The following is a 19,772-nucleotide window of genomic DNA, read 5'->3' as shown; positions in this document are numbered from 1 at the left end:
ATAAGCATGAAAAATCGCTTGCGAGACCGTGTTGCCCTGGTGACGGGCGCTTCCTCCGGCATCGGTGAAGCCACCGCACTGGCCCTGGCCGAGCAAGGGGCGAAGGTGGCGATCGCGGCGCGCCGCAAAGACCGGCTGGAGCAATTGGCCGGCAAGCTGACCGAGCTCGGTGCCGAACCTTTGCTGCTGGTGGCCGATCTGGTGCGCGAAACCGAAGCGCAGCGCATCGTGCGTGAAGCCGAAGCGCACTATGGCCGCCTGGACATCCTGGTCAACAACGCCGGCGTGATGTATCTGGAGCCGGTGGCCGAAGCGGATCTGCCGCGCTGGCGCAGCATGCTGGAATTGAATGTGCTCAGCCTGATCGCTTCCACCCAGGCGGCGCTGGCCGGCATGCGTGCGCGTGGCGACGGGCATATCGTGAATGTGGCGTCGGTGGCGGGACGCGTAGCCAATCCGGGCTCGGCCGCCTATGCCGCCACCAAGTTCGGCGTGGTGGGGTTTTCCGAAGCGCTGCGGCGCGAGGTGTACAAAGACAATATCCGCGTCAGCGTGATCGAGCCGGGCATGGTGGATACCGAATTGCGCGAACATATCGCGCATGCAGCCAGCCAGCGCGCGGTGAACCTGCGTGCCGGCGAGATGCGCCAGCTGCAGGCCGAAGATATTGCCGATGCCATCCTGTTCTGCGTGACGCGACCGGATTACGTGTGCATCAACGAAGTGTTGATGCGGCCCACCGACCAGGAGCGTTGAGCACGTGCCCGCTGCGCCTTTTTTGCAGACTCCGCGCACGCGCATTCGCCTGCCCGACGAAGCCGACGCTGCCGTGCTGCTGCGTTATCGGGTGGAAAATAAGGCGCATCTGACGCCGTGGGAACCGTTGCGAGCCACCGAGTACTACACGCTGGCGCACTGCACGCAGACCATCGTCGAGGCAGGTGCGCTGGCCGCGCAGGATCGTGGCTATCCGCTGCTTATGTTCGATCCGGATCAACAGCAGGTGCTGGCCACCTTCACCTTCGCCAATATCGTGCGCGGTGCGTTTCAGGCCTGTCATCTCGGTTATGGCGCGGCGGCCGCCATGCAAGGGCAGGGCCTGATGCAGGAAGTGCTGCGCGCCGGCATTGCCTGGGCCTTCGGCGAACTGGATCTGCATCGCGTGATGGCCAACTACATGCCGCGCAATGAACGCAGCGCGTCATTGCTGACGCAGCTTGGCTTCGAGCGTGAGGGCTATGCCAAACGTTATTTGCAGATTGCCGGAGTGTGGGAGGACCACATCCTCACTGCGCTGGTGCGCCCCGAAGGCTAGGCTTGCGGGTTGGCAGGTTGGGTTGGCGCAACGTAACCCAACGATGTTTGATCGCGCCGCTGGCGATCAGTTGGGTTGCTCCGCACCAAGTCCGGGGCAACCCAACTCACGCTTATGCCTTCGCCGCAGGCCTGCGGCCACGCGAACGACGCTTGCGATTGCCCATCGCATGTTCGCCGCCATTGTTCTGCTGCGCATGGCCATGCGGACGATGCGAGCCGCCCTGGCGCGGCGGACGTGCCTGGCGCTGGCCCTGCTTGGGCCGCGGTGCCTGCGCATCCAGGCGCAGCGGCGTAGATAGCTCGAAACCAGGCACTTCGTTGATCGCGATGTCCTGCTTGAGCAGCTTGCGAATATCGCGCAGCAGACCCGATTCCTCGTGGCTCACCAGCGACAGCGCGATGCCTTCGGCGCCGGCGCGACCAGTGCGGCCGATGCGGTGCACGTAATCCTCGGCCACCATCGGCAGGTCGTAGTTGATCACGATCGGCAACTGGTCGATGTCGATGCCGCGAGCGGCGATATCGGTAGCCACCAGCACGGTGATGCGGCCGTTCTTGAAATCGCCGAGTGCGCGCGTGCGCGCGTTCTGGCTCTTGTTGCCGTGGATGGCAGCGGCACGCAGGCCGGCCTGCTCCAGCTGGCGCACCAGCTTGTCGGCGCCGTGCTTGGTGCGGCTGAACACCAGCGTCTGGCGGCGGCTATCCTGGCTCAGCACGTGCAGCAGCAGATCGCGCTTGCGCGCTGCATCCACCGGGTGCACATGATGGCTCACCGTGGTGGCCACGCTGTTGGCCGGGGTTACCGATACTTCCTGCGGCGCATGCATGAACTGCATTGCCAGCGCCTTGATCTCCGGCGCGAAGGTGGCCGAGAACAGCAGCGTCTGGCGCTGCTTCGGCAGCGCGCTGATGACGCGCTTGAGCGAGGGCAGGAAGCCCATGTCGAGCATGCGGTCGGCTTCGTCCAGCACCAGCACTTCGACGCCGCTGAGGTCGATCGTGCGCTGCTGCATGTGATCGACCAGGCGGCCGGGCGTGGCGATTACGATGTCGACGCCGCGACGCAGCGTCTGCACCTGCGGTCCCATGCTCACGCCGCCATAGATGGCGGCGCTGCTGATGCGCAGATGCTTGCCGTAGTCGCGCAGGTTGTCGTGGATCTGCGCGGCAAGTTCGCGCGTGGGGGTGAGGATCAGCGCACGCGGACGGCGCTTGCCGCCGGCTTCGGTGCTGGCCATGCGCTGCAGCAGCGGCAGCGCGAAGGCAGCCGTCTTGCCGGTACCGGTCTGGGCGGCGGCGAGCAGGTCGTGGCCTTCCAGGACTACCGGGATGGCGCCGGCCTGGATCGGGGTGGGTTCGGCGTAGCCTTGTTCGGCAAGCGCGCGCAGCAACGCAGGGGCGAGGCCCAGCGATTCGAATGACATGTAGAGCTCCTGTGCAACCCGGAGCTCCAATACAGAACCGCGTTGCTGTTATCGATGAGTGTGGATCTAGCTGGGATCGAAGAGGGTGTAGCGCCCGGAAGGGCCTGCCCAGCCGGCGAAGTATACACCAGCCGGAATTTCGCCGTCGGCACAGGGCCGGGGGCATGCTAGCCTCGCGCCGTCGCAAATCGGGAGCACCGTATGTCCGTCCTGTCCGCCCTGCGTGAGTTGAACCATGAGCAGCGGCATACCGTGCTGGCGAGTTTCCTCGGCTGGACGCTCGATGCCTTCGACTATTTCATCTTCACATTCGTGATCGTGGGCATTGCCAGCGAATTCCACGTCGACCGCACCGAAGTCACCCTGGGCGTGTTCTTGACCCTGGTCGCTCGCCCGATCGGCGCCTTCCTGTTCGGCCGGCTGGCCGACCGCTACGGGCGCCGGCCGGTGCTGATGATCGACGTGATCCTGTTTTCGGTGTTTGAGCTGGCTACGGCGTTTTCGCCGTCGCTCACCGTGCTGCTGGTGATGCGCTTCCTGTTCGGGGTGGCGATGGGCGGCGAGTGGGGCATCGGCGCCTCGCTGGTGATGGAGTCGATTCCGCCGAAATCGCGCGGCCTGGTCTCGGGCCTGCTGCAGAGCGGCTATCCCTGCGGCTTCTTTATCGGCGCGCTGGTGAACTGGCTGCTGGTCGACCATATCGGCTGGCGCGGCCTGTTCGTGGTCGGGGCGATACCGGCCTTGCTGGTGCTGTACATCCGCCGCAAGGTGCCCGAATCGCCGGCCTGGGAGGCCAGCCAGGCGCAGCACGGCAAGCTTGGCCTGCGCGATGCAATGCGCGGCCACTGGAAACTGGCGATCTACCTGATGTGCCTGATGGCGGCCTTCAATATGTTCAGCCATGGCTCGCAGGACATGTATCACACCTTCGAGGAAGTGAATCTGCATCTGCCGACCGGCTCGGGCGCGGCCTTCGTGCTGGTGGCCATGCTCAATCTCGGTGCGCTGGTGGGCGGCATCTATTTCGGTGCCTGGTCGGAGCGCATCGGGCGCCGGCGCGCGATGATCATTGCGGCTTTGCTGGCCATTCCGGTGATTCCGCTGTGGACCTATGGCGGCTCCATGCTGCTGCTCGGCCTGGGCGCCTTCCTGATCCAGGTGATGGTGCAGGGCGCCTGGGGTGTGGTGCCGACCCATCTCAATGAGTTGTCGCCGGATGCGGTGCGCGGCACCTTGCCGGGCTTCGCCTACCAGATGGGCAACCTGATCGCCGCGGGCACCGCTACCGCGCAATCCTGGCTGGCCAGCCGCGACGGCCTGAACCTGCCGCTGGTGATGTCGCTATGGATCGCCGCGGTGGCGGTGTTGCTGGCCCTGCTGGTGTGGCTGGGGCCGGAAGCCAGGGGTGTGGGCTTCGGCGCGCGGCGTAGCTGATAGAATCGCCGTTTTCGTTCTATCGAGAGACAGGCAATGAAGGCTGGCAAGGACAAGGTCATCGCATTCCACTACACGCTCAGCGTGGACAGCGAGAAGGTGGAAAGCTCGCACGAAGGCGGACAGCCGCTGTGGATCCTGCTTGGCCACGGCCAGCTGATTCCGGGCCTGGAAAAAGCGCTGGAAGAGCATGGTGCGGGCGATACGCTGCAGGTGGAAATCGCCCCGGTCGACGGCTATGGCGAGCGCCAGGAAGACCAGGTCCAGCGCGTGCCGAAGAAGTATTTCCAGCAGGCCAAGCATCTGAAGCCGGGCATGGTGACGGTGCTGGCGCTCAAGCAGGGCGGCCAGCGTGCGGTGACGGTGCAGAAGGTGGGCATGAGCACCATCGACGTGGATCTCAACCATCCGATGGCCGGCAAGACGCTGAACTTCGATGTGGCGATCGAGGAAGTGCGCGAAGCCACCGAGGAAGAAATCCAGCACGGCCATGCGCATCCGCCGGGTGCCGAAGCGCACTGAGGCGTTGCCGCGTAGTTTGGGTTAGCGCAGCGTAACCCAACGATGCCGCTACGAAGAAAGATCGTTGGGTTACGCTGCGCTAACCCAACCTACGCAAACAACAACGGCGCCCCAGGGCGCCGTTGTTGTTTGTACGTAGGGTTGTGCTCAGACCAGCACGATCTGCACATCCACATTGCCGCGCGTGGCATGCGAATACGGGCAGATATCGCGATGCGCGATGTCGACCAGCTCCTGCGCCACGGCGTGATCGACACCCGGCAGGCTCACTTCCAGCTTCACCGCAATGGCGAAACCGGCCGGATCGCGCGGACCGATACCGACATGGCCGGTCACCGAGGCATCCTTCAGCGTCACTTTCTTTTCGCGCGCCACGTAGCGCACCGCACCTTCGAAACAGGCCGCGTAACCGGCGGCAAACAGCTGCTCCGGATTGCTGCCGTGGCCGCCCGGGCCGCCCAGTTCCTTCGGCACCTTCAGATCGAAATCCAGCACGCCGTCGCTGCTGTGGATGTGGCCTTCGCGGCCGCCCTTGGCGGTGGCAGTGGCGGTGTACAGAACCTTGGTCGGATTGCTCATGGTCGTGTCTCTCTCAGTCATCGGTGGGAGCGGCAAGTTGTGCCGCCAGGGATTTCAGTTCGTCGCGCAAATTCACGAAGCGATCGACGGACAAGCAAATGCGTTCGGCCAGGCAGCGCGGGATATCCGCCGCGCGCTCGTGCAACTTACGGCCGCTATCGGTCAGGGTGATTTCCACTTCGCGCTCGTCGCTCTGGCGGCGCTGGCGCGCCAGCAGTCCGGCCTGTTCAAGGCGCTTGAGTAGCGGGGTGAGGGTGCCGGAGTCTAGTTGCAGGCGGGCACCCAGTTCGCGCACGGTCACGCCGTCGCGTTCCCATAACACCAGCATCACCAGGTATTGCGGGTAGGTGAGATCCAGTGCTTCGAGCAGGGGCCGATACGTCGCCGTCATGCGGCGCGAGGCAGCGTACAGCGCGAAGCAGAGCTGTTCGTCCAGCAGCAGTGAGGGGGCGGTCGGTGGGTTCATGGGAATAAAGCTAGCATCAAATTTAATTGTGCACAATATAATTTTTGTGAAGGCGGCACGAAATGGGTCTGGAGCGGGGGAAGGTCAGTCCAGCAGGCGCTTGCCGTAGACGAAATGATCGCGCCAGTAGGGGCCGTCGATATCGTCCAGACGCACAGTGCCGCCGCTGTTCGGCGCATGCACGAAGCGGCCTTTGCCCACATAGACGCCGACGTGGTTGATGCCGCTCAGGCTGCCGAAAAAGACCAGGTCGCCACTGATCAGGTCGTCCATGCTGCGCACTTTCTGGCCATCGATCGAGGCCATGTCGCGCGAGCTGTGTGGCAGGGCGATATTGGCGGCGTTGCGATAGATGTAATCCACCAGTCCGCTGCAGTCGAAGCCGCCGGCCGGGGTATTGCCGCCCCAGTGATAAGGCGTGCCCACCAGGGCCATGGCGCGGAACAGCACGTCGTTGGCGGTGCCGACGGAGTTCTCCGGTGCACGCGCCGGTTCGTCGGCCAGTTCCGAATGCGAAGGTTTGAAAGTGGCTTCGCGGCGGGGCGAACTGGCGCAGGCGGCCAGCAGCAACAACAGGCCGATCAGCACGATATGGCGCAGCACCCGGATGGGTGATGGGTGGTTGGCGGCGGCGCTGGCCCGTGCCATAAAAAAACCTCGGCGTGTTTGCGCCGAGGTTATAGCAAATCAATAGCTTGGGTGGAAGTTTTCAGGAATTGGAAGAAGTGGGCTGAGCCGGCCCGCCCATCATCGGCGGCGGTGGGGGCGGCGGCAGTTCCGCGCCAGGCGGGGGCGGTGGCATCGGGCCATGCGGCGGCGGCGGTCCGTGCGGATGCGGCGGCAACGGACTCAGGCTAAACAACACCGGCACCTTGACCCAGGCCTCCACCGCCTTGCCGTTCTCCAGCTTGGGATTGAAGTGCCATTTCATAGCCGCATCGCTGGCGGCTTTGCCGAGTTCGGGCGTGGCCTTGGTGCTGCCGTTGTCGACATTGATCTGGTGTGCCGCGCCATCGGTACCTACCAGCACATTGAGGATGACCATGCCCTGTTCGCGGTTCTTGATCGCATCCGGCGGATAAGCCGGCGGCATGCTCGCGTTGTACGGCGTGTCTTGCGTAGGGCCGACACTGCTGGCCGCCGGTGGCGGATTGCCCGTTTGCGCGATGGCCGCCCCGCTGACAAGCAAGGCAGCCAGCGTCGCGTAGCCGAATCGGCGACGCCGAGTGCTGCATGGTTGACGACTGATCATGGTGAGGCGCTCCTTCAGTTGTGGCTCGGCGAGCCAGGGGATCAAGGCCGGTTGGGCATCCACGCCGGTGCTGTGCAGCAGGGTCTGGGCGTAGCGCAAACCGCGGCCGGGAACGGTACGCAGCACGCTTTCATCGCAGGCGAGCTCCTGGTCGAGCTGGAAGCGCGCCAGCGCAAACCAGGCGAGCGGGTGGAACCACAGCAGCACCAGCGCGCATTCGCCCAGCAGGCACCACCACGCATCGCCGCGGCGCAGGTGGCCGCACTCGTGGCGCAGCACCATCTCGCGCGCATCGGCGTCGTGGCGTTCGAAGAAATCTGCCGGCAACAGCAGCCGCGCGCGCGGTGCCCACATCACGGCGGGGCCTTGTTCGTGCAAATGCAGGCGCTGCACGGATAGCGCGGGATGTTCCTGCAACAAGCGCCGACGCATGGCGTCGGGCAAGCTGCGGCAGCCGCGTGCCAGACGTACATAACGCACGATCAGATTCACACAACCATAGGCCACGCCCAGCAGCCACAGCGCGATCAACCAGGAATATGTGTTCGAGCCGGTGTCGCTGGCGACGATCCAATTCTGCGCGGGCAGCGCGGTGATGATCGGCTGCATCATCGTCCAGCGCGCCGGCAACGCCGGCAGGCATGGGACGGCGGCGAGCAGCAGCGGCAGGCACCATAAGGTGAACGCCGGCCCGGCGCCGAATACGTGGCGCAGCGGCCTGCGCAGCAGCAACACGCCGGCCAGGCCCAGCGTGGCCATCAGCAGCATGCGTAGCAGGATCGCGCTCATCTCAACGCTCCTTCTGTTCGATGGCGTCGATCAGCTTGCGCAGCTCCGCAATGTCCTTGGCGGAAAGTTTTTCGTGCTGGCTGAAATGTGCGAGCAACGGCGCCACGCGGCCGCCGAATACGCGATCGAGCAGACTGTGGCTTTCCTGCGACTGCCATTGCGCGCGGCTCAGCAGCGGGGCATAGAGATAGCGGCGCCCATCGCGGGTGGCCTCGACCGCGCCCTTGCCGAGCAGGCGGTTGAGCAGGGTGCGGATGGTTTTTTCATGCCAGTCGCTGTGCTGCTGGATAGCGGCGACGATCTGTTCGGACGCCAGCGGAGCCTGCTGCCACAGCACTTCCATGACGCGGCTTTCGGCTTCGCTGATAGGCACATTGATCGGAGGCATCGGTGCGATCCTTTGGATTACGCGTGTAGTCTTGACTGGAGATTACATCTGTAATTTCCAGTCTGCAAGATGCTCGGAGCCTAGATGCCCGCCGGGTTGGCGCGCATCGGCCGCCGGGTGGACGGCCGGGACAAGTGGCGGTTAGCGCGCGGGAACCTCGATGTCCTGCTGCGAGAGCGTGGTTCCTGCGGCATTCCATGCGCGCAGCCGATAGCGCCCTGGAAACAGATACAGCACGTTGCGCGAATGCGTGTGGGTAAAGGTGTAGCGATCGGCCGGCACGGCGGTGTCCGGCTCGTTCGCATAGTAGGCATCCACCACGCAGGGGGCCTGTCCGTTGCACATGTCCTGCGAAATAGCGGTGGGTAGGCGCTTATGTCCCAGTGTCAGCCAGTCCGGCCTCTGGCTGAGGTCGAACGGTGTGTTCGGCAGGAAGATTTCACGGCGCAGCACATCTGCGCGCATGGTGCCGTTGATGTCGAGATCACGCTCGCTCGCCGGCGGCAGGATCACGCTGATGTCGTGGCGACGTGGATCGGACGTCCATACGTCGTCGGTATGCCGATTGCGCAACACGATCGGCCCGTTCGGTTTGAAGCGCGCGGCCACCGTGCTGTAGAAGCCAAAATCCAGGCCACCGACGGCGACATCGCGAAATTGCATCTGATCCACGCAGAGCGGGTCGTGGCCGCTGAGCCGCTTGAGCTGCATCGCCATCGGCTGGATGGTGCCGCCCAGATTGCCGGGCGCCTTGTCGATATGCGAATAGCCGGCATGCACGAACAGCTTGGCGTCCGGATCCTGGGCGAACACCTTGGCATAAAGCGCCTTCGCCTCGTCGCTGTCGCGACGGTCCAGCGTGGCGTCCTGCGGATCGTAGGGAATCAGGATGTAGCCGAGCTTGATCGCCTGGCGGATGATTTCCCCGTACAACGGTTCCAGCAGATATTCGGTGCCGGACGTATCGATGGCATAGCCGCGCTGCATCAGCGCGGTGTCCTTGTCGCCCAGTGCTTCTACCGCGAAATAGCGGAAACCCAGTGCGCGCAGGCGCGGCAGCAGTTCCAGCGTAAGTTCGCGGGTATGCGCATCGTGGTGCGCTTCGTTGATCATCACGATGTGCCGTTGCGCGGCCAGTTCCGCCACCGCATCGGCGGCATCCACACTGCGCCAGTCGTCGGTGCCGGGCAGCGGCTGCGAGCGAGGCGGCGCGATACGGTTGTCGAACGGAAAGGCCATGATGGCCTCGTTGTACAAGCCCAGTTCGCTGTCCACCGTGGCCAACAGCTGCTGCGCCAGGGATTTGTCGTCGCCTTGCAGGGTGGGCAGTACCGAAGTCAGATAGTTGTAGCGTGCCAGGCCGTTCGGCGCCGCGCCGAAGCGGCTGACCAGTTCACTGGCGGAAGGTGGCGCGGACTGGGCGTGCGCACTGCCGGATGCCAGCAGCACGGTGGTGCAAAACAGGCACATCACAGTCGTGTTGAACATCGGTCGATGCGGGGAAGGGACGATGTCTTGATTGTGTGGAGCCAGCCTGCGACGAAGACCGGGCGGGCGCAAGTACCAATCGTGATCGATTCCGGCCCGCCGCCATCCCGCCGGCCCCTGTAAGCCATCGCGGACAGGCCGCTACAATGCCGCGATGGATGCTTCCCGCAGTGATGTATTGATCCTTGGTGGTGGTGTCGTCGGCCTGGCCTGTGCGCTTTATCTGCTGCAGTCCGGGGCGAGCGTGCGCGTGCTGGAGCAGGGCACGCCCGGTTGCGGCAGCTCGCATGGCAACTGCGGCACGATCACGCCCAGCCATGCGGCGCCGCTGGCGATGCCGGGCATGCTCGGTGTGGCGCTGCGCTCGGTATTGCGCGCCGATGCGCCGCTCTATCTCAATCCTCGGCTCGATGGCCCGCGTCTGCGCTGGCTGCTGGGTTTTGCGCGGCACTGCAACTGGCGCGACTTCGAGCATGCGGCCCAGGCACGTGCCGCCATCCTGCAGCGTTCCCGTCGCCTGCTGGCGGCGCTGGTGCGCGACGAGAAGCTGGACTGCGAATTCGTCGAATCCGGCGTGATGTATGTGTATCGCCAGCACGCGCCGATGGCGGCAGATGAGCATCATCATGTATCGGTGCTGGAGCGCCTGGGCATTCCGGTGCAGCGGTTGCGCGGCGAAGAAGTGGCCGCGATGGAGCCGGCGCTGAAGCCCGGCGTCGTGGGCGGCCTGCTGCATCCGGAAGATGCGCGCCTGCGCCCGGATCGCTATGTGGCCGAACTGGCGCGCCTGGTGCGCGAACGCGGCGGCGTGATCGAAACCGGTACTCGCATCGAACGCATCGATACCGAGCAGCGGCGCATTGTGCGGGTGGGTACCACGCGTGGCGACTTTGCCGGCGAGCGCGTCGTGCTTGCGCTGGGCGCGTGGTCGCCGCTGCTGGGACGCAAGCTGGGCCTGCGCCTGCCGATGCAGCCGGGCAAAGGCTATTCGCTGACTTATTCGCGACCGGCGCTGGTGCCGCACCATCCGCTGGTGCTGCGCGATGTATCGGTGTGCGTCACCAGTTGGGACAGCGGCTTTCGCCTGGGCAGCACGATGGAGTTCTCCGGCTACGCCGAGGGCCTCAACCGCACCCGCATCGATGCGCTGCGGCGCGGTGCTGCGCAGGGCTTGCGCGAAGCCGAAGGCGCGCAGCTGCAGGAAGAATGGTGGGGCTGGCGTCCGATGAGCGTGGACGAAATACCCATCATCGGCGCCAGCGCGCGCTGGTCCAACCTGCACCTGGCCACCGCGCACGGCATGCTCGGCGTGAGCATGTCCGCCGCTACCGGCGAACTGGTCGCCGCACAACTCAATGGCACTGCACCCGCTTTCGATCCGGCGCCGTATGCGCCTGCGCGTTTCGGCTTGTAGCCGCGCGTCGATGATCGAGGCCCTAGGAGATGGATGATGAGCGAACGCTTCGATCTGATTGTGCTGGGCGCGGGATCCGGCGGACTGAGCGCCGCGCAGCACGCCGCCAGGCTGGGTGCGCGGGTGGCGCTGTTCGATCCGGATGCGCTCGGTGGCACCTGCGTCAATCGCGGCTGCGTACCCAAGAAGGCGATGTGGTACGCGGCGCAGATCGCCGATATGCATCGCCTGGGCGCCGAGATCGGTTTTGAAAGCGTGCCGATGCGCCTGGACTGGGCGCGCTTCCGGCGCTTGCGCGACCAATACATCGCCGGTATCCGCCAGCGCTATGCCATGCGGCTGGATATGGCCGGCATCCGCGTGGTGCCCGAGTCGGCCCGCGTGCTGGCGAACGATACGGTGGTATCCGCCTCGGGCTGGCAGGCCAGTGCACCGCATATCGTGGTGGCCACCGGCGCGCGGCCGCGCCGGCTGGAGATACCGGGATTCGAGCTCGGCATGTTGTCGGATGACATCTTCGAGCTCGAGGCAGCCCCGCAGCATCTGGCGGTGGTTGGCGGCGGCTACGTGGCAGTGGAGTTCGCCTGCGTGATGCATGCGCTGGGTTGCAAAGTGGATCTGCTGGTACGCGATCGTCTGCTGGCCGGCTTCGATCATGAAGTGGCCGAAGACCTCGCCGCGAAGATGCAGGAGCGCGGCATCCGCCTGGTGCGCAACGTGCAGGTCCGGGCAGCGCGCGGCAAGCCCGGCAGCATCACGCTGGAAGCTGGTGAAGACGCTGTTTACGGCCTCTACGATGCGGTGCTGTGGGCGGTGGGGCGCGTACCGAACAGCACCGGTTTCGGGCTGCAGGAGCTGGGCGTGATCTGCAATCAAGACGGCCATGTGTGCGTGGACGCGTTCCAGAACACCCATGTGTCAGGCATCTACGCGGTGGGCGATGTGACCGATCGCAAGGCATTGACGCCAGTGGCAGTGGCGGCCGGGCGCGCGTTGAGCGATCGGTTGATCGGCGGCCATGCGGATGCGAAATTCGACGATAGCGTGATACCGAGCGTGGTGTTCTCCGAACCGCCGATGGGCGCGGTCGGCCTGACCGAGCAGGAGGCGCGTGCGCGTTACGGTGATGCCATCAGCGTGCATCGCGGCCGCTACACGCCGCTGTTGATGATGGTGGCGGGTCGCACCGAGCAAAACGTGGTGAAGCTGGTGTGCGTGGGCGAAGACGCGCGGGTGGTTGGCATCCATGTGCTTGGCGCCGGCAGCGACGAGTTGCTGCAGGGCTTTGCGGTGGCATTGCAAAAGGGTTTGTACTGGCGCGACCTGAAAGCGGCCATCGCGATCCATCCCACGGCGGCCGAAGAACTGCTGTTGCTGCATTGAGCGCGGAAGGGTCAAACTCGGGCAATGGAAACCTTCAGCCTCAAGCACGGCAGCGCCCCGCTGCTGATCAGCCTGCCGCACAACGGCAGCTTCATTCCCGATGAACTGGCTGCGCGCATGCATCCGTCGGCGCGCCGTTCGCCCGATACCGACTGGCATGTCGCACAACTTTACGAGCCGCTGGCCGAAGCCCTGGGCGCAAGCGTGCTCAAGCCGGTCGCCTCACGTTATGTGATCGACCTCAATCGCCCTGCGGATGGCCAGGCGCTCTATCCCGGGCGGCGCGAAACCGGCCTGGTGCCGACCATCGGCTTCGACGGCGAACCGCTCTATCTGGATGGCCAGGAGCCCGATGCCGAGGAAATCCGCCAGCGCATCGAGCGCTGGTGGCGGCCCTATCACCAGGCGCTGGCCGGGGAAATCGCGCGCCTGAAGGCCGAGCATGGCCGGGTGGTGCTGTGGGAAGGTCATTCGATCCGCAGCCACGTGCCGATGCTGTTCGAAGGCCGCCTGCCGGACTTCAACCTGGGCACCGCCGATGGCGCGAGTTGCGGCGCCGACCTGCAATGGCAGCTCACCAACGTGATGGAAGCTCAGTCCCGCTACGACTTCGTGATCAACGGGCGCTTCAAGGGCGGCTACATCACCCGCCACTACGGCAAGCCCGCGGAAGGGGTGCAGGCGGTGCAGTTGGAGCTGTCGCAGTGCCGCTATATGGATGAGCAAAGCTTCGCCTGGGATGCCGCCAAGGCGCCGATGGTGCAGGACACCATCGGGCAGTTGCTGGGCCAGTGCCTGGGCTGAGCTGATTGCGTAATTTCTCAGCAAATCTAGTGGTTTTCGGGATTTCGTTCAGTTCCGGTATGCCGAGGGCGAGGCATTGTTAAGGCCGTCACGCCGCCCGTGAAAGCCGGGTTCCGGCCGGGTCCGTGGCAATCAAAAATCTCGAGGCTCATGATCATGATGCGTAAACTTGCGATCGCTTCTCTGCTCGTTGCAGGTGTGGCCCTCTCCGGTTCGGTGTTCGCCCAGGACCAGTCGTCGGCCGCTCCGGCTTCTTCGTCGAGCTCGGCGGCTCCGGCCAAGCACCACAAGGCCAAGTCGAGCTCCTCGACCAGCCACAAGTCGCACAAGAAGTCGAGCAGCAGCGAACCGGCTTCCAGCAGCACCGCCGGCAAGTAATTTTCCGTAATACGGTTCGGTATACCGAGAACCCCGATCGGCTCGCCGGTCGGGGTTTTTAATGCCTGTGGGTCAGCGCAGGGCGGCGATGCACTTGAGCTCGATGGCGATCGGCGTGGGCAGCGCGGTGATGCCCAGGGTGGTGCGGCAGGCGTCGACACCCTTGAAGTATTCCGCATAGAGGCGGTTGTAGGCGGGAAAGTCGCGCGCCATGTCGGTCAGGAACACAGTCACGTCCACCAGTTGTTCCCACCGCGCACCGCTGGCTTCCAGCACGGCGCGCACATTAGCGAACACTTGCCGGCATTGCTGCTCGATGTCGTAGTGCAGCAGCTTGCCATCCGCATCGTAGACATTGCCCGGGATGGCATTGCTGCCAGGCTGGCGCGGGCCGACGCCCGAAAGAAACAACAGATCGCCGACGCGCCGCGCATGCGGATACGCGCCGACCGGCGCCGGTGCGCTCTCGGTGCGCACCACGTCGTTCATTGCGGCTCTCCGCTGCGGCGCATGACTTGCACCAGCGCCTGCTCGTAACTCGGACGCAGCGATTCGCGCGAATTCACGTGCATGTCCAGATCGTGCATGTGTCCGTTGGACAGGCTGTAGCACCAGGCATGCACTGCAAGCGATTGGCCGCGCTCCCACGCTTCCATCACGATGGTGGTGGCGCACACGTTGACCACCTGCTCGATCGCGTTGAGTTCGCACAGGCGCGTATTGCGCTGGGGCATCGAGCTCAAGGCATTGAGCTGGTCGATATGCTTGTGCGCCACATCGCCCACATGCCGCAGCCAGTTGTCCACCAAGCCCAGGCGCCGCTCGTCCAGCACCGCCTGCACGCCGCCGCAACCGTAATGGCCGACGACGATGATGTGTTCCACTTTCAGCACATCCACCGCGAACTGGATGGCGCTCAGGCAGTTCAGGTCGCTGTGCGATACCACGTTGGCGACATTGCGCTGCACGAAGATTTCGCCCGGCGGCAGATCCACGATCTGGGTGGCGGGCACGCGCGAATCGGAGCAACCGATCCACAGGTATTTGGGGGATTGCTGTTTGGCCAGCCGCTCGAAAAATTGCGGATCGGCTTGGGTGACGGATGCCGACCAGCGGCGGTTGCTGTCGATCAGATCCTGCAGTGGGCTGCTCAAGGCGTTTTCCTCAGTAACGAATACAGATATTGCGCGGCTCGGTGAAGAAGCGCAGCGCTTCGGCGCCGCCTTCGCGGCCGACGCCCGATTGCTTGCTGCCACCGAACGGGGTGCGCAGGTCGCGCAGCAACCAGCAGTTGATCCACACGATGCCAAATTCCAGCTGCGCGCCGAGCCGGTGCGCACGCGACAAGTCCGTGGTCCACAGCGATGCGGCGAGCCCATAGCTGGTGCCGTTGGCGATGGCGACTGCATCGGCTTCATCGTCAAACGGAATCAGCGTGACCACGGGGCCGAAGATTTCCTGTTGATTGGTGGCAGTGTCGTTGGCCAGTCCGTCGATCACGGTGGGCGCCACAAACCATCCTTCGGCGCAACGCCCTTGCAGCGAAACCGCATCGCCGCCGGTAAGCACCTGGCCGCCTTCGTCGCGCGCCTTGGCGATGCAGCTCATCACTTTGTCGAAATGCTCGCGCGATACCAGCGCGCCCAGATCGGTGGCGGCATCGTGTGGGTCGCCCACTTGCAGGGCTTTTACCCGGGCCAGATAGCGTTCGCGGAAGCTGGCATAGATCGCGCGCTGCACCAGCAGGCGCGAACCGCACAGGCAGATCTCGCCCTGGTTGGCAAAGCCCGAGCGCACGATGGTGTCCAGGTTCTGCTCGGAAAGATCGGCATCGGCGAATACGATGGCCGGATTCTTGCCGCCCAGCTCCAGCGACACTTTCTTGAATTGCGGTGCTGCCGTGGTGGCGATGCTGGCGCCGGTGCGCGTGCTGCCGGTAAACGACACGGCCTTGATCGCGGGATGCTCCACGATCGCCTGACCGGTGGTCGGGCCGCGCCCCTGCACGATATTGAGTACGCCCGGCGGAAAGCCGGCCTCGATGCTCAATTCGCCCAGCAACGCGGCAGTGCAGGGCGTTACTTCCGACGGCTTGGCCACCACGGTGTTGCCGGCAGCCAGCGCCGGCGCGATCTTCCAGGTGAACAGATACAGCGGCAGATTCCACGGACTGATACAGCCCACCGCACCCAGCGGACGGCGCAGCGTGTAATTGATCGCGCCGCTTTCCATCGCATGCGATTCGCTGTCCCAGGCCATGATGGCGGCGGCGAAGAAACGCAGGTTGGATACCGCGCGCGGGATGTCCAGGCGCCGGGCCAGCGCGACCGGCTTGCCGCTGTCGCGCGATTCGAGTTCGGCGAATTCGTCCAGCCGTGCCTCGATCAGGTCGGCCAGGCGGTGGAGCAGGCGGGCGCGTTCGTCCGCAGGTGTGGCAGCCCATGCGGGGGCCGCTTGCTGCGCTGCCAGCGCAGCCGCTTCGACATCGGCAGCGCCGGAATCGGGGCAATGCGCGAAGACCGCGCCGGTGGCCGGCTCGTAGATATCCAGCCAGCGATTGTCGCGCGGCGCCTGCAGGCGACCGTCAATGAGATTGGCGAGGCGTGTGCTTGGCATCCGCACAAGCTTAGAACCTGCGCGCCTGGAATGCACCGGACTCTGCCGTATGTGGGCGTCGGCGCGAACTCAGCTCAGCGCTTTGGTGCGGCCGCCATCCACGGCAATGCTCACACCGTTGACGTAGGCCGCCGCCGGTGTGCACAGGAAGGCGATCACCGCCGCCACTTCGCCCGGTTCGCCGAAGCGGCGTGCGGGGACGGCGGCGATCATGTCCTTGGCCAGCTCCGCTTCGCTGCGGCCGCTCTTCTGCGACTGCGCAGCCAGCAGCCCATCCAGTCGCGCCGTGCGGGTATAGCCGGGCAGCACGTTGTTGACGGTGATGCCATCGGCAGCCAGCTCGCCCGACAAGGTCTTGGCCCAGGCGGCCACCGCGGCACGCACGGTATTGGAAACGCCAAGTCCTGGAATCGGTTCCTTCACCGAGGTGGAGATGACATTGACCAGCCGGCCATAGCCACTGTCGCGCATGCCTGGCAGCACGGTCTGCAGCAGCACCTGTCCGGCCAGCAAGTGCTGGCGGAACGCGCTCTCGAACGCGGCGGGTTCGGCGCTGTACGCGGGGCCGCCGGGCGGACCGCCGGTGTTGTTGATCAGGATCTGCACCGGATGCGTGGCAACCAGTTCGGCGGCAATTGCCTGCAGCCCGGCGGTGTCCTGCATATCGACGCTGCGCCAGTCATGGCGTTGCGCCGCATGCTTGCGCGGCAGGCTTGCGGCTACTGCCTGCAGCGTTTCGGCTGAGCGTGCGAACAAGGTGACATCGGCACCCAGTTCGGCCAGCTCCACCGCCGCAGCGCGGCCAATGCCTTGGGAGGCGCCGCATACCAGCGCGTGACGACCACTCAGGTTCAGATCCATGCCAGTTCCTCGATAGCCAATCAGGCGCGGCTGTGCCACTGCATGGCCAGCGCCGCGATCCAGCATCCCCATGCCAGCCACTGACTGTAGCGCCAGCTGCGCCACAGGCGCGTCAGCGACGCATCGCCGATCGCGCGGATGGCCGGCGAGCGCAATACGGCCTGCATGCGCAGCCACAATTGCGGTCCGCGCGCGGACTGGCCGCTTACGCCGGTATCCACGATCACCTGCCAGTGCTGCGGATAATCCTGGCGCAGGCGTTTGGCGATGCGGAACGGCAGCAGGGCATGCAGCAGAAAGCAGGCAAGGCCGATCAGCAGCAATCCGATATAAACCACAAACAGAATCAAGGACGACTCCAGGTTCAGAAGCTCAAGTGCACGGGAATGTCGTGCAGTACGCCATCGCCCGCCGGCGCCTTGCCGCACACGGCCTTGTTGACGGCTTCGGCATAGTTCTTGTCCATCATGCCGACCCATACTGTGCCATCCGGACCGTGCTGAATCTTGTAGCTGCCGCCCATGGTCGTCGCCGCCGGCGCCGTGCTGCTGGTGGTGGAAAAGGTGCTGGCCGACTGTTCCCAATAGGTGTTGTCGGTCTGCTGCTTGTTGGAGCTGTAGACCACCAGATAGTGCGCGCGCTTGTCGGTAACGGTAACGCTGCCGAAGGCGCCGCTATCGCTGGAGAACCAGCCCATGTATTCGCACAGTTTCACGTCCTGGCTGTCGATCGGCTGGAACGCGTCGTTGAGCTGCACCAGGGTTGGTGCGAACAGATAGCTGCCGCTGCCCGCCGAGCGGCCGACCAGTTCCGACTTGATCGCGATCTTGTACGGCAGCTTGGCATCGGCCGGCAGCTTGAACGCCAGAAAATAGCTGTGCACGCCGTTCACCGCGGCAACCTGGCTGCCGTTGCCCAGCACGTATTGCTGCGGCGTCCAGGGCAGCTGATTCTGATAAGAGAAATCAGCAAAGCTGCTGCAGCAGGGCGTGGCATCCTGCAGCACTTTCCTGGCATCGGCCAGCGTCTTGGGCGGCGGACTCTGCGGCAGCAGGGTCGGCAGCGTGGGCAGCTTGACGCTATGGCAGGCGGCAAGCAGCAAGATCAGGGCAAAGGTAAGAAGCAGTCGAAAACGCATAGGCTGGTCTGGATCAGAATTCGGCACTCCCGGCGACGCGGGGGTAGGGGATGGCATCACGGATGTTTTGCAGGCCGCACACGTACACCAGCAGGCGCTCGAAGCCGAGGCCGAAGCCGGAATGCGGCACGGTGCCGTAGCGGCGCAGGTCACGGTACCAACCATAGGTGGCAGTATCGAGACCGAACTTGGCCATGCGGCGGTCGAGATAGTCCAGGCGCTCCTCGCGCTGGCTGCCGCCGATGATTTCGCCGATGCCGGGGGCGAGCACATCCATCGCGGCGACGGTTTTCTCGTCGTCGTTCAGGCGCATATAGAACGCCTTGATCTGTTCGGGATAGTTCATCACCACCACCGGCCGGCCGACGTGCTTTTCGGCCAGGTAGCGCTCGTGCTCGGTCTGCAGGTCCACACCCCAGGCCACCGGGAATTCGAACGAGTGACCGGACTTTTTCAGGATCTCGACGACTTCGGTGTAGTCGATGCGCTCGAACGGTTGCGCGATGAAGGTTTCCAGGCGGGTGATCGCCTCCGGCAGCACGCGTTCGGCGAAGAACGCCATGTCGTCCGCGCGTTCTTCCAGCACGGCCTTGAAAATGGCCTTGAGGAAGGCTTCGGCGCAATCGGCGTCGGCGGACAGGTCGGCGAAGGCGATTTCCGGCTCCACCATCCAGAACTCGGCCAGATGGCGCGGCGTGTTGGAGTTTTCGGCGCGGAAGGTGGGGCCGAAGGTGTAGACCTTGCTCATCGACAGCGCATAGGCCTCGACATTGAGCTGGCCGGACACGGTCAGGAAGGCCTCGCGACCGAAGAAGTCCTTGCGGAAATCGATCTTGCCCTTCTCGTCGCGCGGCAGGTTGGCCAGGTCCAGCGTGGACAGGCGGAACATGTCGCCCGCGCCCTCGGCATCGGAGGTGGTGATGATGGGCGTGTTGATCCAGAAGAAGCCCTGTTCGGTGAGATGGCGGTGGATCGCCGTCATCATGGTGTGGCGCACGCGCGTGACCGCGCCGAACAGGTTGGTGCGCGGGCGCAGGTGGGCGACCTCGCGCAGGAATTCCATCGAGTGCTGCTTGGGCTGGATCGGATAGGTTTCCGGATCGTCGACCAGGCCGGTGACGATCACCTCGTCCGCCTGCAATTCGAACGACTGGCCCTTGCCCTGCGACGGCACCAGAGTGCCGCTGACAATCACGCCCGCGCCGGCGGTGAGATGCTTGACCTCGCTCTCGTAGTTGCCGAGCGTGGCCGGCACCACGGCCTGAATCGGATCGAAGCAGGAGCCGTCGCTCACATTCACGAACGACAGGCCAGCCTTGGAGTCGCGCCGGGTCCGCACCCAGCCGCGCACGGTCACCTTGCTGCCGGCTTCGGTTTTGCCGGAAAGAGCCTGTTTGACGCTGACCACCGTCATGAATTGAAACTCCTGGGAGATGCGCCCATGTGTAAGGGGGCGTGAAGGCAAGCGGGCATGATAATGTAGCCCTTGCCGCACTGCGACATTCCCGCTGCGCAAAAG

At 64.6% G+C, this 19,772-nt stretch carries 22 protein-coding genes; 8 read left to right on the top strand and 14 right to left on the bottom strand.

Features of this window, described 5'->3' with window-relative positions:
• The first annotated feature begins 6 nt into the window (after positions 1-6).
• Both IGX34_RS06510 and IGX34_RS06505 read left to right on the top strand, forming a co-directional pair.
• A complete protein-coding gene (locus IGX34_RS06510; protein WP_192554876.1) occupies positions 7-756 on the top strand; it encodes an SDR family NAD(P)-dependent oxidoreductase in 750 nt (249 codons plus the stop codon).
• 4 nt (positions 757-760) lie between these two features.
• Entirely contained in the window at positions 761-1,315 is a 555-nt protein-coding gene (locus IGX34_RS06505) for a GNAT family N-acetyltransferase (protein ID WP_192554875.1), read from the top strand.
• Between the two features lie 112 nt (positions 1,316-1,427).
• Here the strand turns inward: IGX34_RS06505 and IGX34_RS06500 are convergent, their stop codons facing one another.
• Positions 1,428-2,741 carry a DEAD/DEAH box helicase gene (locus IGX34_RS06500; protein WP_192554874.1) on the bottom strand — a complete coding sequence of 438 codons (1,314 nt, stop codon included), beginning with the start codon at positions 2,739-2,741 and terminating at the stop codon, positions 1,428-1,430.
• 201 nt (positions 2,742-2,942) lie between these two features.
• On the opposite strand from IGX34_RS06500, the gene IGX34_RS06495 reads away from it, so the two are divergent.
• Both IGX34_RS06495 and IGX34_RS06490 read left to right on the top strand, forming a co-directional pair.
• A complete protein-coding gene (locus tag IGX34_RS06495) occupies positions 2,943-4,175 on the top strand; it encodes an MFS transporter (RefSeq protein ID WP_192554873.1) in 1,233 nt (410 codons plus the stop codon).
• A gap of 36 nt (positions 4,176-4,211) precedes the next feature.
• Positions 4,212-4,697, top strand: a complete 486-nt coding sequence (locus IGX34_RS06490) for an FKBP-type peptidyl-prolyl cis-trans isomerase (RefSeq protein WP_192554872.1) — start codon at positions 4,212-4,214, stop codon at positions 4,695-4,697.
• Between the two features lie 147 nt (positions 4,698-4,844).
• On the opposite strand, the gene IGX34_RS06485 is transcribed toward IGX34_RS06490, so the two are convergent.
• The 6 genes from IGX34_RS06485 to IGX34_RS06460 form a co-directional block, all read right to left on the bottom strand.
• Complete coding sequence (locus tag IGX34_RS06485; RefSeq protein WP_192554871.1) at positions 4,845-5,276, bottom strand: organic hydroperoxide resistance protein; 432 nt, start codon at positions 5,274-5,276, stop codon at positions 4,845-4,847.
• Between the two features lie 13 nt (positions 5,277-5,289).
• Positions 5,290-5,742: a MarR family winged helix-turn-helix transcriptional regulator gene (locus IGX34_RS06480; RefSeq protein WP_192554870.1), complete on the bottom strand. Its 453-nt coding sequence runs from the start codon at positions 5,740-5,742 to the stop codon at positions 5,290-5,292.
• 84 nt (positions 5,743-5,826) lie between these two features.
• Positions 5,827-6,390, bottom strand: a complete 564-nt coding sequence (locus IGX34_RS06475; protein ID WP_192554869.1) for a C40 family peptidase — start codon at positions 6,388-6,390, stop codon at positions 5,827-5,829.
• 61 nt (positions 6,391-6,451) lie between these two features.
• A complete protein-coding gene (locus IGX34_RS06470; protein WP_192554868.1) occupies positions 6,452-7,783 on the bottom strand; it encodes a M56 family metallopeptidase in 1,332 nt (443 codons plus the stop codon).
• Between the two features lies 1 nt (position 7,784).
• On the bottom strand, positions 7,785-8,171 hold the full coding sequence (locus IGX34_RS06465; protein ID WP_192554867.1) for a BlaI/MecI/CopY family transcriptional regulator: 387 nt from the start codon (positions 8,169-8,171) through the stop codon (positions 7,785-7,787).
• A gap of 141 nt (positions 8,172-8,312) precedes the next feature.
• Positions 8,313-9,659: a hypothetical protein gene (locus tag IGX34_RS06460; protein ID WP_192554866.1), complete on the bottom strand. Its 1,347-nt coding sequence runs from the start codon at positions 9,657-9,659 to the stop codon at positions 8,313-8,315.
• 154 nt (positions 9,660-9,813) lie between these two features.
• Between IGX34_RS06460 and IGX34_RS06455 the strand changes: the two genes are divergently transcribed.
• The 4 genes from IGX34_RS06455 (at position 9,814) to IGX34_RS06440 (ending at position 13,638) form a co-directional block, all read left to right on the top strand.
• A complete protein-coding gene (locus IGX34_RS06455) occupies positions 9,814-11,073 on the top strand; it encodes an NAD(P)/FAD-dependent oxidoreductase (RefSeq protein ID WP_192554865.1) in 1,260 nt (419 codons plus the stop codon).
• A gap of 36 nt (positions 11,074-11,109) precedes the next feature.
• A complete protein-coding gene (gorA, locus tag IGX34_RS06450) occupies positions 11,110-12,456 on the top strand; it encodes a glutathione-disulfide reductase (protein WP_192554864.1) in 1,347 nt (448 codons plus the stop codon).
• A gap of 24 nt (positions 12,457-12,480) precedes the next feature.
• Complete coding sequence (gene hutG / locus IGX34_RS06445) at positions 12,481-13,260, top strand: N-formylglutamate deformylase (protein ID WP_192554863.1); 780 nt, start codon at positions 12,481-12,483, stop codon at positions 13,258-13,260.
• A gap of 156 nt (positions 13,261-13,416) precedes the next feature.
• Positions 13,417-13,638 (top strand): hypothetical protein, encoded by a 222-nt coding sequence (locus IGX34_RS06440; RefSeq protein ID WP_192554862.1) that lies wholly within the window; start codon positions 13,417-13,419, stop codon positions 13,636-13,638.
• A gap of 72 nt (positions 13,639-13,710) precedes the next feature.
• Here the strand turns inward: IGX34_RS06440 and IGX34_RS06435 are convergent, their stop codons facing one another.
• The 7 genes from IGX34_RS06435 to asnS form a co-directional block, all read right to left on the bottom strand.
• On the bottom strand, positions 13,711-14,127 hold the full coding sequence (locus IGX34_RS06435; protein WP_192554861.1) for a RidA family protein: 417 nt from the start codon (positions 14,125-14,127) through the stop codon (positions 13,711-13,713).
• A complete protein-coding gene (gene can, locus IGX34_RS06430) occupies positions 14,124-14,792 on the bottom strand; it encodes a carbonate dehydratase (RefSeq protein WP_192554860.1) in 669 nt (222 codons plus the stop codon). Before can ends, IGX34_RS06435 begins: the two co-directional genes overlap by 4 nt.
• A gap of 10 nt (positions 14,793-14,802) precedes the next feature.
• Entirely contained in the window at positions 14,803-16,254 is a 1,452-nt protein-coding gene (locus tag IGX34_RS06425; protein WP_192554859.1) for an aldehyde dehydrogenase, read from the bottom strand.
• Positions 16,255-16,323: 69 nt separating this feature from the next.
• Positions 16,324-17,115 carry an SDR family oxidoreductase gene (locus IGX34_RS06420; protein ID WP_192554858.1) on the bottom strand — a complete coding sequence of 264 codons (792 nt, stop codon included), beginning with the start codon at positions 17,113-17,115 and terminating at the stop codon, positions 16,324-16,326.
• Between the two features lie 20 nt (positions 17,116-17,135).
• Positions 17,136-17,465, bottom strand: a complete 330-nt coding sequence (locus tag IGX34_RS06415; RefSeq protein WP_225737261.1) for a hypothetical protein — start codon at positions 17,463-17,465, stop codon at positions 17,136-17,138.
• Positions 17,466-17,479: 14 nt separating this feature from the next.
• Positions 17,480-18,253 carry a MalM family protein gene (locus tag IGX34_RS06410; protein WP_192554857.1) on the bottom strand — a complete coding sequence of 258 codons (774 nt, stop codon included), beginning with the start codon at positions 18,251-18,253 and terminating at the stop codon, positions 17,480-17,482.
• A gap of 13 nt (positions 18,254-18,266) precedes the next feature.
• Positions 18,267-19,667 carry an asparagine--tRNA ligase gene (gene asnS / locus IGX34_RS06405; RefSeq protein WP_192554856.1) on the bottom strand — a complete coding sequence of 467 codons (1,401 nt, stop codon included), beginning with the start codon at positions 19,665-19,667 and terminating at the stop codon, positions 18,267-18,269.
• Positions 19,668-19,772 lie beyond the last annotated feature (105 nt).

It is taken from the genome of Dyella acidiphila (assembly GCF_014863405.1).
Taxonomy (GTDB): Bacteria; Pseudomonadota; Gammaproteobacteria; order Xanthomonadales; family Rhodanobacteraceae; genus Dyella_B; species Dyella_B acidiphila.
This window is presented reverse-complemented; position numbering and strand designations above follow the sequence as displayed.